The following is a 10,910-nucleotide window of genomic DNA, read 5'->3' as shown; positions in this document are numbered from 1 at the left end:
GACCTGAGGCTTTTTTGTGGGCGGCGGATTATGAACCCGCACGCATAAAAAAACACCCTGCGAAGGCTGGGCCTGCGCAGGGTGTCGGGGGGTGCTGGGGTTCAGCCTGTCAGATCAGAAATCCCAACGCGTCGAAAACATTACGTTGCGTGGGTCGCCCGAGTAGGACGAGGTGTAGAAGCCGATGTTGGTGTAGTAGCGCTTGTCGAACACGTTGTTGACGTTGACCGAGGCCGACAGGTTTTTGGTGATCTGGTAGCGCGCCATCGCGTCAACCAGCCAGTACGGGTCTTGGGAGAAACGCTGGGTCACGCTTTTGCCACGGTTGTAGACATCCTGCCAAGCCTCGCCCTGCCAGCGCGCGCCGCCACCGATGGTCAGCTTGTCGAGGGCGCCGGTCAGCTTGTAGCTGGTGTAGAAGTTCAGCTGGTCCTGTGGTTCCCAGGTCGAGAACTTCTTGCCGTCGTCGTCGCGGATCACCTTGTGGGTATAACCCGCCTGCACTTGCCATCCCGGCAGCAGTTCACCGGACATCTCGGCTTCCCAGCCCTTGGTCGTGGCCTGGACGCCCATGTAGGCCCACTCGACAGGCGAGTTGGCCGGCATGTTGTTGTTGTACTCGGTGTCTTCCTCGGCACGATTGGACTCATGAATCTCGAAGTAGGCGAGGCTGGTGTTCAAGCGACCGTCGTAGAATTCGCCCTTCAAGCCGATCTCGTAGTTCTCGCCCTCGTCCGGCTCGACCATCTTGTTGTTGCGGTCCGGCCGCAGCTGTTGCGGCATGAAGATCGAGGTGTAGCTGCCGTAGACCGAGAAGTTTTCGTTGAGGTCGTACACCACGCCCGCATACGGGATGAGTTTGCCGGTCTCACGCGAGTCGTTGGTACCGGTCAAGCGGTAGTCGGTCAGGCGTGAGCCCAGCAACAGCGACAGATCGTCGGTGAGGCTCAGGCGTGTCGAGAAGTAGACCGCCGCCTGGCGGGTGATGTCGTCTTTCTCGTGGGCCGGGCCCCATTGTGGTTCAAGGCTGTCACCGTTCCATTCATAGAGCGGGAAGTTGTTGCTGTCTCTATAGGTCGCTTCATAGCCGTAGTAGTCGTTGCCTTCCCAGTGCGAGCGCGAAACCGAGGAGCCGACGACCAATTGGTGCTCACGTCCCCCCAGGCTGAACGGCCCGGAAAGATAGAAGTCCCCGTTGTTGCTGATGGTCTTGCCGGTGAATTTGGAGCCATAGACCGACGCTCTGTCGGTCGTCCCCGAGATCGGCGACGCGTAACCCAGTGGCGCGTTATACCCATTGAGCTGGTTGCTGTAGTTGGCCTTGGCGATCCAGCCGTTATCCAGTGCGTGTTCCAGGGTGGCGAACACACTGCGGGTGTATTGTCCCCAACTGCTCCATTTCGGCCCGTTGTTGTAGCCACGGTCGAACTTGATTTCGTTACCCACGCCATCGAACAGCGAGCGGCTGCCGGACCAGCTGGAACCTTTGGGATCACTGTCCTGGTAATCGGCACCGACCGTCAGCAGGGTGTCCGGCGACAGGTCGAATTCGAGGATGCCGTAGTAGACATTGGTCTTGCGCTCATAGTGGTCGATGAACGAATGTTTGTCCTGGTACGCCACTACGGCGCGCCCGCGTACGTTTCCGCTGTCGGTCAGCGGGCCGCTGACGTCCAGCTCCGAACGGTAGTTGTCCCATGAACCCGCACCCAGGCCAACGTGGCCCTGGAATTCGGCGGTGGGTTTTTTACGCACCAGGTTGATGGTGCCGCCAGGGCCGCCCGCGCCGGTCATCAGGCCGGTGGTGCCCTTGAGGATTTCGACGCGGTCGTAGATCGCCATGTCGCTGAGGGTCTGGCCGGCCGAGTAACCTTCGTTGCGCGTGGTGGGTACACCGTCGTACTGGAAGTTCTGGATCGGGAAGCCGCGAGAGTAGTAGTTGGTGCGTTCGCTGTCGAAGGTCGAGACGGTGATGCCGGGCGTGTGGCGCATCACGTCGTCAATACCGTTCAGGCCGAAGTCGTCCATGGTCTGGCGGGTCACGACGGAAATTGACTGCGGCGTCTCGCGCGGCGTCAGCACCATCTTGGTCGCGGTGGCGATGGTGCCCGGCGTGTAGGAGCCGGTGCCTTCGGTAATGGTGCCCAGTTGGTTGGCATTGATCTGGGTGGCGCCCAGTTCCACGGCGCCGGTCCCGGAGCCGGGTGCGTTGATGATCATCGAGCTGCCTTGCAGGCTGTAACTCACGCCGGTCCCCCCCAGGAGGCGCTCGATGGCTTGCACCGGGTCCAGCTTGCCGCTGACGGCGCTGCTGTGCTTGTCCTTGACGGTATCCGGGCTGTACAGGATCTGCAGGTTGGTCTGTTGACCGAATACCTGCAGCGCCGTATTCAAGGGTTGCGCCGGGATGTTCAATTCGAACTCTTGCGCCTGAACATAGCCCGCCACCGGCAAGCTGACCGCAAGGGCCAGGGCACTGGGGAGGACGTTTAATTTCAAGGCCCGACGCATGGAAACTGCGGTGCTCAATGGGCTGAGGGCAAGCCGTACTGGCATGGAATGTTTCTCTTTTTAAGTGTTGGCAGATGGGTACTTAATGCGGTTAATTCTCATTGCTGCATATGAGACGTTCGCACTCGCATAAACCGGAAAAATTTATGCGGGCTCCAGTTCTGCAACGACTTTCCCTGCACTCAGGCGCACCAACTGGTCGGCAATATCGAAATAGCGGTCGTCATGGCTGATCACGATGATGGTCTTGCCCAGGCGCTTGAGGTCTGGCAGCAGCTCTGTGTAGAAGACGCGGCGGAAGGCTGGGTCCTGGTCGGCGGCCCATTCGTCGAACACCAGCACCGGGCGTTCTTCCAGCCAGGCATTCACGAGTGCCAGGCGCTTGCGCTGGCCGGTGGACAGGTCGGTAGTGCTGAATACGCCGTCCTTGACGCTGACCTTGTGCGCGATTTCCAGGCGCTCCAGGTACTTGGCGGCACTGTCCAGGGACTGCGTGGCGCTGCCCTGTACCAAGTCATCGAACAGGTAGTAGTCGGCGAATACCGTGGTGAAGAGCTGGCGATAGTCGTCGCGCGCGGGGTCGGTCACGGTTTCGCCGTTGAGGCGGATTTCCCCGGCCTGGGGTTGATACAGGCCCAGCAACAGTTTGATCAGGGTGGTCTTGCCGCAGCCGTTTTCGCCCACGATGAACACGATATCGCCCTGTTGGATGCTCAGGTTGATCGGCCCCAGGTGGAACGGCTGGCTGCCTTCGACCGGTGGCGGGCTGTAGCTCACGCCGCGCAATTCCAGGCTGTTCACGACCGGCTTTGGGGCTTCACTGCCGTCCATCAGCAGGTGAGGCTCCGGAGACGAGAAGCGCTCGGACAGTTCGGTAATGCGCGCAAAGGCAATCCGCGCCTTGCCAATGATCGGCAAGTAACCCACCACATGCTCCAGCGGGCCTTTCATGTACAGCAGCACCAGCACGAAGCCGGTGATCACCGCCGGGTCCGGGTTGGGGTTGTAGGCCTGCATCGCCAGGGCCAGGCCGATGACCACGAAGAACAACATCGAGCCGAAGGTCTTGGCGACGATATAGATGTTCACCGAGCGCACCTGGATGTCGCTGATCCGATCAGCGGTTTCCTGGATGCGGTGGGTGTTCATGCGGTAGCGGCGGGGCCGGTGGATGCGCAGCTCCTTGGCGCCCGAGGCAATCGCCGAATAGTAGCGTTGCAGCTCGTCTTCCTGGTCGCGGGCCTCATCGAAGCCGCGAATGCCCTTGGCGCCGGCGATGAATTGCACGCTGCTGCCAATGATGATGGCGACCACCATCATCAGGAACATCGGCACCGACAGGTACGCCAGATAGCCCAGGCAGCCCAGGGTCACCGTCGTTGCGATGGCCAGCGGAGTGAAAGCGAAGGAAAAGTCACTGATGGTGTCAACGTCATGGGTCAGCACCGGAATCAGGCGGTGGGAGCGATACTGCTCGATCTGTTCGATGGGCGCTGATAGCACCTTTTCGCCCAGGTCCTTGCGCAGGGCCGCGATAATCCTCTGGCCGACGTAGTTGGTGCCGATATCCGAGACAATCGAACTGGTCAGTGCCAGCAGGCACAGCGCCGCAAACGTCAGGATCACCCCCTGCGTCATTCCGGTGGAGGAGTGCAGGGCATTGTTGATGGTCGCCAGCAGCAACGTGATGGCCAGGCCGCCGGCCATGCCCAGGGCGACGGAGACCGTCACGATGGTGCGAAAGGGCCTGAGCAATGCGAGCAAACCGCTGAAGGCGCCGCGCTTGGGGTCGGTCATAAATACTTCCCGGAAAGTGAAAAAGAGGGGGCTGGGCACACAGACCCTTACCCATGACAAACGAAGGATTGGCGCGACTATTTAGCTCGGTGTGCCCGATGGTGAAGGGGGTGGATAAATTGCACGGCGGCTGGTTCGTTCTTGTGGTGTAGGCGCACGCGTATTGGCGCGTGCCTGATCTTTCCAGCGAGAGCGAGACAATGACGAAAAAAAATCTGGTGTACGTGTGGTCCCTGCGCAATGCCGCGGCCGACAAGGCCGGGCAGCCGGTGGCGTACAAAGACCATGAGCGCTACATGATGTCGGTGCTGGAATCCCTGGCGGGCGCACTGAACGACACGCCGCTGGGCGAGGCCTACAACCTGGTGGGCGTGGTGTATGACGACGACGAGCAGAACCCACGGGATCAGCAATTGGTGGCCGACTACGGCTTCGCCTACCAGCCGGGTCGCCAGTGGCTGTATCCGGCCGACCTGCGCGTGCAGGGGCGCCTGGTCAATGACTTGCTGTTGAGCGTGCCGTCGACCTATCGACGCCTGCCACGGGGCAGCGCGGAACACATCGCCGGCAAGCAGGACTTCGAGCGTCGCCTGCACGACACGCTGGTGGAGTTGAAGGCCGATATCGTGGTGCTGGACGGTTTGCTGGTGATCCTGGATGAGCTGGTGCGCCCCGGTGCGCCATTTGCCCGCCGTATCATGAACATCCATCCGGGCATTACCCGTATTGAATCGCCGTACGAGCGCCGCGGTGCCTATGCCACCTGGAACGCCTTGTACGGTGCGCGTGGTTTGACGATCACGGATTGGGCGACCAAGGCCACCACGCCATCGGAGCCGCTGTACCTCACGGGCGCGTCTTTCCACTACGTGGACAACGGCATCGATTCGGGTGAAGTGTTCCACGACGTGCTCAAGACCGAAATCACGCCGCAAGACACCATCCTTGAGTTGCGCTGGAACAACTTCAATAACAGCCTGTTCCCGGCGTTGCATGAAGGATTGGCGTTGCTGGCCCAAAAAGGAATCTAACGCGGGCACGGTTAAAAATGTGGGAGCGGGCTTGCTCCCACATTAAGTCTCCTGTGTTACAGGTCGCGCACTACCCGAAACCCAATCCAATCCCCGCGCGTCTGCGGATAGATGGTGTTGCGGTTACCCGAGCGCGAAAACACCGGCGCTTCACCCCAGTCATTACCCCGAATCATGTAACCCTCGCAGTTAGGCTCCATCCACGCGCTGCCATCGGTAGGCGCGCCGATGTAGTTGGGGTGCTCGCAGTCGGCCACGCGCTCGTAGACGTTGCCATGCATGTCGTACATGCCAAACGCATTCGGCGGGTAGCTGCCGACCGGTGACGAATAGCTGTAGCCATCGGCTGGCCCGTACGTGTTGGCATGCTTGGCGATGCTGTAGTCCTTGCCTTCATCGAACGGGAAGGGGAACGGCCCGGTTGAGCCTGCGCGCGCGGCGTATTCGCGCTGGGACTCGCTGACCATGTGGTACTGCTGGCCGGTCTTTTTCGACAGCCAGGCCACATAGCGTTTGATGTCATCCATGTCCATGCACACCGCCGGCTGGCGCGGGCCTTGGGGATAGCGTGGCTTGCTGGCGATACATTCGCGGCCGGGGCGGGTGTCGCCATCGGCGATCTTCACGCCGGTCTGGCGCACGTAGCTGTCCCATTCGCCGGCGGTGATATGAAAACGGCTCATGGCAAACGGCTTGGCGAAGGTCACTTCATGCATCGGGCCTTCATCCGGCTCGCGGCCGACTTCATCCTCGGGCGTGCCCATGGTGAAGGTGCCGGCGGACAGTACCACCATTTCCGGGCAGTCCTTGCAATCCTTGAACACCTTGCCGGGTTGCGGTGCGGCGGCCTGGGCCAGGGTGGGCAGCAAGGCGCCGCACAGGGCGGTGAGCGCCAGGGCTGTGAGGGGTTTGTTCATGTGGGCCTCTCATTCAAAGGGAAAAAGGTGTGCGTCACGCCCGCTGGTTCAGCAGGGTCATGAAGCGCTGGATCTCGGCGGAAGAGTTGAGTAGGCCGGGGGAGGTGCGGATGACGGGGCCGGCATCGCGGTCCACGGCGTCGATCACGACGCGGTTTTTCATCATGTAGGCCGCGACGGCATCACTGTCCTGGCCCTTGACGCGGAAGAAGGTAAAGCCCGCCGACAGTTCTGGGTTGCGCGGGGTGACCAGTTCGATCTTCGGCTCTGCCAGCAATTGCTCTTTCAGTTCGGTATTGAGTGCGTGAATCCGCGCCTGCACCTGCGCCTTGCCCAATTGCAGGTGCAGCTTGAAGGCCTCGTCCGCCGCCCAGCGATGCTCGAAGGCGTGGTAGCCGCCCGGGGTCATGATGGTGGCGAAGTCCTTGTCTTCGGAGAAGGTCGGCACCATCGGTGTCACGTACTTGTTTTGCGGGTCGCGGGCGCAGACCAGGCCGGTGCCGCGCGGGCCGAACATCCATTTGTGGGTGCCGGCGATGAAAAAGTCGCAGTGCATGTCCGGGAAGTCGAGGTTTTCCACGCCGAATCCGTGCACGCCGTCCACCACATAGAGGATGCGGTCCTTGTCGTCACGGTTGCGGTTGTGTTCCTCCACCAGCTTGCCGATCTCGCCGATAGGCAGCTTCACGCCGCTGCCGGACTGCACCCAGGTCATGCCGAGTACGCGGGTGTTGGGGCGGATATTGCGCTGGATGTTGCCCAGCACTTCGTCGGTGGACACCCGGTGGGCGTTGTCGAACAGGCGAATCTTGCGGACCTGGGTCTGCTCCTTGCGCACTCGGAAATCCAGGCTGAACTCAGTGGCATAGTGTTCGTGGACGGTGGTGAGGATCTCCTGGTCAGGTCGCACCTTGATCCCGCCATAAATCATCGCCAAACCTTCGGAAGTACTGCCGGTCAGGGCGATTTGCGGTGGGGTGGCCTTCAGGTAACGACCGGCCCACTCGCGCACCTGGCCTTCGCGTTTCCAGGTTTCCTGCAGGTCCCAGTCCATGGCCAACCCTGGGTTGCGATCGATCTGCGCGCGGTAGCGTTCGATGGCCTCGCGCACCGGCTTGGGGTGCGACGCCACCAGGAAGTTGGAAAAGTGCAGGTAAGTCGGGTCCTGGTTGAACAGTTGCTTGAGCCCCGTCCATGGGTCATCGGTGGGTGCATTGGCGGCGATGGCTTGCGGGAGCAGGGCGGTGCCCAGTGGCAGGCTGGCGGCAAATACCCCAGCCTGCTTGAGAAAGGTACGGCGGTCGGTCATGGACTGGCTTCTGGATAATTAACGGTTGGCCAAGGGCTTGGCGGCTTTTTGTACCTGGTCCCACACCCGCAGGAAGTTGCCTCCCCACAGCTTGGCGATATCAGCTTCGGAGTAGCCGCGCTGGATCAATTCGGCCGTGACGTTGCGTATTTCGCCGACGTTGTTCCAACCCTGGACGCCGCCGCCATCATTGAAGTCCGACGACAGGCCGACATGGTCGATACCGATCTTGCGCACGGTGTAGTCGATGGCATCTCCCAGGTCCTTGAGGGTGGCCTTCGGCTCTTCATCGAGGATGCCGTACAGTGCACTGGCGTACTCGCCGAACTTGTGTTCCGGCCAGGCGGCAATGATCGCGTCGCCCGGCATCAGCGCCACGGCCAGGTTGGGCAGGGGTGGCAGGTCGAAGCGGGTGCGCAGGGTGTTGAGCTTGTCCTGGGTCGGCTGGCTCAGCGGGCGCAGATAGGCGGAGAAGCCGACGATCTGCACCACGCCGCCGCTGTTTTTGATCAGTTGCAGCTCTTTGTCGCTCAGGTTGCGCGGGATATCCACGGAGGCGCGTGGCGCCGAATGGGACGCCACCATTGGCGTGCGGCTCAATTGCGCCACTTGCTCCAGGGCCTTGGTCGACATTTGCGACACATCGACGATCACCCCCAGGTCATTGAGGCGGTGCACCGCTTGTTTGCCGATGTCCGACAGGCCGTCGAGGGCGTCGGTGGAATCATTGAAAAACGGCAGCGGCCGCGATGAATCCGACCACGCATTGTTGCCCACGTAGCTGAAGCCGAACATGCGCATGCCGCGCGCCGCCCACAGGTCCAACTGGTTCAAGTCGTTGCCCAGCGGGTAGGCGTTGAGCATGCTGATGAAGATCGCGAACTTGCCCTCGCCGTGCAGCCGCCGGAAATCATCCGGGGTATAGGCGATGGCGACCTGGTTGGGGAAGTCGCGCACCATGCCGCTGATGATCTTGTAGCGCACTTCCTGCTCGTTGCGCGCGGCTTCGACAAAACCGTCGGTGGGCTTGTGCGGGGCGTTGGGGCCGTTCCAGATTTCCGGCCAGCCGAAGATGGTCAATGCCGCGCCAGACAAACGCCCGCGGGCCGCCTTGACCAGGTCGAACTGGCCTTCACCGTCCTTGTCCGCCTCGTTGCCGGCGGTGCCGAAGTCCACAGGCACGGTGATATGGCTGTCGAACGACAGCAGCCGGTCCTGCATTTCATTGGCCTGCTTGATCACCTCCAGCGGGTAGCCAGCATTGCCTTTGAACCAGTGGTCCCAGACCAGGAAACCGGCCCCGGCACCGATGGCCAGTGCCAGTGGCAAGCCGATGTACAGCGCCTTTTTCGAACGTGGTTTTGTCATTGCCATCTCAGTCAGTTGAGGCCTTCGCTATCAGGGATGAACGAGTGATCGGCGGCAAAATTTAGGCGGCGAGGGCGTCTCGGTAAATTTCCCCGGCGGGCAAACGTTCTAGCTCTGATAAAGCCGTTTCCTAAGGTAGACAATGACCATCTCTCGACGTGGGTTCATCGCAGGCCTGGCGCTGACAGGCGCCGCGGTGCCGGCCGCCTTCTATGCCCATCGCGAGTTGACGCGCGAAGAAGAATTCCCCATCACCCCCGGTGAAGCCACGGTGGACCTGGCCGACACCGCCGGCCAGCACCTTGCGAACACCCTGCGTGGGGTGTGGGACCTGCGCCTGGAAGGCCGCGACGCCGGCCTCAAAGGGCTGCCATTGCAAGATTTGCAACTGCTGCTCGACATCGCGCCCCGTGGACGCGGTTTGCGCGGTTACCTGGACACCGCCGCCCACCTGCGCGCCGACGGCGAGCCGCGCTACCGGGTGTTGGGTGACCTGCTGACGGGGGAGAGCGCCGTGCTCTACTGGCGGCTGATCGACCGCGATTCGGCCGACGGTACGCCCGCCTATGAATTCAAGATGACCCTCGACCAGGTCTGGGCCGATTTTGCCAACGCCGGCAGCAGCACCCTCAGCGGGCGGATCCTCGACCTGGACCGCCCCCTGGCGTTGGTCGAGCGCGATAACCGCTTCATCGCCCATAAACAATGGTTCCCCGAAGCCCGCCAACGCATCGGCCTCAATCCGACCCTGCTGGCCTGGTTGATCGCCCCTGAACACCGGCTGTTCCACCAGCTGTGGCACGCCACCCGTGACCAGTGGCACAAACTCTCCGAGGAAAAGCGCGAGGCCTTGCGCGGCATCGGCTGGCAACCCGGCCCGCGCGGCCAGGAACGCGATGCGCGGGGCAAGCGCAAAGACCGCAACGGTTCGGGGATCGACTTTTTCTTCATGCACCGCCACATGCTCGGCACTGCGCGGTCCCTGCAGGACCTGCCCTCGTGGCCGCAATTCCCCGAGCCGCAACCGGCCCTTGAGCGTGATCGCCTGGGCTTTTTGCGCTATTTCGACAACCACGATGGTTTTGCGCTGCCACCCACCTGGTGGGCGCCGGATGACAGCGAGTACACCCAATGGGTCAGTGACATCAAGGCCGCCGAGACCTACCACAGCAATTTCCAGGTGTGGGAGTCCCAATACCGCGACCCACGCTACCTGGCCAAATTCACCCTGGGGCAGTTGGGCTCCGAGATGGAACTGGGCCTGCACGACTGGCTGCACATGCGCTGGGCCTCGGTGCCGCGCGACCCCTCCAATGGTGCCCCCGTGCCCATGGCGCGCGACCCTTCCGACTTCGCTGCACGCTGGTATGCGGCGGAAAACGACTTCCTCGGCGACCCGTTCTCATCCCACGTCAACCCGGTGTTCTGGCATTTCCATGGCTGGATCGACGACCGCATCGAAGACTGGTTTCGCGCCCATGAACGCTTCAATCCGGGCGAAGTCCAGCGCCTGCAAGTCAACGGCGTAGCCTGGTTCGCACCGGGCCGTTGGGTGGAAGTCGGCGACCCCTGGCTGGGCCCGGACACCCATGGTTGCAGCACCACGCCGGGGTTGCAGGTGGGCAAGTCGATGGAGATGGACCCGGAGGTCATGAAGCTGGCCTTGCGCATTACTTTTGGTGAAGACGAGGGAATGTTGCAGGGCTTGTTCAAGCGGGTGCCAAAGCGGCCGTGGTATGCGCGTCACCTGAAGCTGAAAACCCCATGAATGGGGCTGTGGTGGGTGCTCCCACCACAGATTGAACCAACCCAATCCCCCCTTGTCCCCGCTTCCCATGTCACCCCCCGCCTGCCAAATCCCTTAATTTTCCAAGCCTGCCGGAAGCCTCTCCAGGCCCCCGGCTGCGCCCGCTTTTTGGATGCGGGGCGCACAGCACCCGATTCAAGCGGCAGCTGAAAACGGACTTTCTTCTCCAC

7 protein-coding genes are annotated in these 10,910 nt (G+C 61.8%); 2 read left to right on the top strand and 5 right to left on the bottom strand.

The genetic code is table 11. The features are described 5' to 3' along the window. Positions 1-114 precede the first annotated feature (114 nt). Both ACP7EW_RS24165 and ACP7EW_RS24160 read right to left on the bottom strand, forming a co-directional pair. Positions 115-2,556 (bottom strand): TonB-dependent siderophore receptor, encoded by a 2,442-nt coding sequence (locus ACP7EW_RS24165; RefSeq protein WP_038846626.1) that lies wholly within the window; start codon positions 2,554-2,556, stop codon positions 115-117. A 99-nt stretch (positions 2,557-2,655) separates the two neighbouring features. Beyond that, on the bottom strand, positions 2,656-4,308 hold the full coding sequence (locus ACP7EW_RS24160; RefSeq protein WP_426220356.1) for a cyclic peptide export ABC transporter: 1,653 nt from the start codon (positions 4,306-4,308) through the stop codon (positions 2,656-2,658). Positions 4,309-4,508: 200 nt separating this feature from the next. Between ACP7EW_RS24160 and ACP7EW_RS24155 the strand changes: the two genes are divergently transcribed. Beyond that, complete coding sequence (locus ACP7EW_RS24155; protein ID WP_426220354.1) at positions 4,509-5,339, top strand: N(5)-hydroxyornithine transformylase PvdF; 831 nt, start codon at positions 4,509-4,511, stop codon at positions 5,337-5,339. A gap of 56 nt (positions 5,340-5,395) precedes the next feature. On the opposite strand, the gene ACP7EW_RS24150 is transcribed toward ACP7EW_RS24155, so the two are convergent. From ACP7EW_RS24150 to pvdM, 3 genes are read right to left on the bottom strand one after another with little or no spacing between them, the layout of a single operon-like run. Next, positions 5,396-6,256: a formylglycine-generating enzyme family protein gene (locus tag ACP7EW_RS24150; protein WP_426220352.1), complete on the bottom strand. Its 861-nt coding sequence runs from the start codon at positions 6,254-6,256 to the stop codon at positions 5,396-5,398. Positions 6,257-6,290: 34 nt separating this feature from the next. After that, positions 6,291-7,565, bottom strand: coding sequence for an aminotransferase class V-fold PLP-dependent enzyme (locus ACP7EW_RS24145; protein WP_426220350.1), 1,275 nt, complete (start codon positions 7,563-7,565; stop codon positions 6,291-6,293). A gap of 18 nt (positions 7,566-7,583) precedes the next feature. Beyond that, positions 7,584-8,933, bottom strand: coding sequence for a pyoverdine-tailoring dipeptidase-like protein PvdM (pvdM, locus tag ACP7EW_RS24140; RefSeq protein WP_426220348.1), 1,350 nt, complete (start codon positions 8,931-8,933; stop codon positions 7,584-7,586). 142 nt (positions 8,934-9,075) lie between these two features. On the opposite strand from pvdM, the gene ACP7EW_RS24135 reads away from it, so the two are divergent. Beyond that, positions 9,076-10,701: a PvdJ/PvdD/PvdP-like protein gene (locus ACP7EW_RS24135; protein WP_426220346.1), complete on the top strand. Its 1,626-nt coding sequence runs from the start codon at positions 9,076-9,078 to the stop codon at positions 10,699-10,701. Positions 10,702-10,910: the final 209 nt, after the last annotated feature.

It is taken from the genome of Pseudomonas sp. DWRC2-2 (genome assembly GCF_049897885.1).
Classification (GTDB): Bacteria; Pseudomonadota; Gammaproteobacteria; order Pseudomonadales; family Pseudomonadaceae; genus Aquipseudomonas; species Aquipseudomonas azotoformans_A.
The sequence above is the reverse complement of the archived record's forward strand: the minus strand, read 5'-3'. Positions and strand labels throughout refer to the sequence as shown.